The organism is Sphingomonas sp. TF3 (assembly GCF_003985085.1).
In the GTDB taxonomy this organism is placed as follows: Bacteria; Pseudomonadota; Alphaproteobacteria; order Sphingomonadales; family Sphingomonadaceae; genus Sphingomonas.
This window is the reverse complement of sequence record NZ_RWKS01000076.1, coordinates 1-878: the sequence shown is the minus strand read 5'-3', so window position 1 is coordinate 878 and position 878 is coordinate 1. Positions and strand designations below refer to the sequence as shown.

The following is an 878-nucleotide window of genomic DNA, read 5'->3' as shown; positions in this document are numbered from 1 at the left end:
GGCTCTGTTGCAAAAATCGTGAAGCTTGAGCATGCTTGGCGGAGATTGGACGGACGGAACGATGACGGATTTCAAGTGGCGCCATTTCCAGGGTGATGTGATCCTGTGGGCGGTGCGCTGGTATTGTCGCTATCCGATCAGCTATCGCGACCTTGAGGAAATGCTGGCGGAACGCGGCATTTCGGTCGACCATACGACGATCTATCGCTGGGTCCAGTGCTACGCCCCGGAGATGGAGAAGCGGCTGCGCTGGTTCTGGCGGCGTGGCTTTGATCCGAGCTGGCGCCTGGATGAAACCTACGTCAAGGTGCGGGGCAAGTGGACCTACCTGTACCGGGCAGTCGACAAGCGGGGCGACACGATCGATTTCTACCTGTCGCCGACCCGCAGCGCCAAGGCAGCGAAGCGGTTCCTGGGCAAGGCCCTGCGAGGCCTGAAGCACTGGGAAAAGCCTGCCACGCTCAATACCGACAAAGCGCCGAGCTATGGTGCAGCGATCACCGAATTGAAGCGCGAAGGAAAGCTGGACCGGGAGACGGCCCACCGGCAGGTGAAGTATCTCAATAACGTGATCGAGGCCGATCACGGAAAGCTCAAGATACTGATCAAGCCGGTGCGCGGTTTCAAATCGATCCCCACGGCCTATGCCACGATCAAGGGATTCGAAGTCATGCGAGCCCTGCGCAAAGGACAGGCTCGCCCCTGGTGCCTGCAGCCCGGCATCAGGGGCGAGGTGCGCCTTGTGGAGAGAGCTTTTGGCATTGGGCCCTCGGCGCTGACGGAGGCCATGGGCATGCTCAACCACCATTTCGCAGCAGCCGCCTGATCGGCGCAGAGCGACAGCCTACCTCTGACTGCCGCCAATCTTTGCAACAGAG

Annotated in this window: 1 protein-coding gene; it reads left to right on the top strand. The window is 60.5% G+C overall.

All coding sequences use genetic code 11. From position 1 onward, the window contains the following. Positions 1-61 precede the first annotated feature (61 nt). Positions 62-826 carry an IS6-like element IS6100 family transposase gene (locus tag EJC47_RS20845; RefSeq protein WP_001389365.1) on the top strand — a complete coding sequence of 255 codons (765 nt, stop codon included), beginning with the start codon at positions 62-64 and terminating at the stop codon, positions 824-826. Positions 827-878 lie beyond the last annotated feature (52 nt).

Coding starts and splice junctions, on each gene's coding strand:
- EJC47_RS20845 (WP_001389365.1), top strand. CDS start 62: ATGACGGATTTCAAGTGGCGCCATTTCCAGGGTGATGTGATCCTGTGG.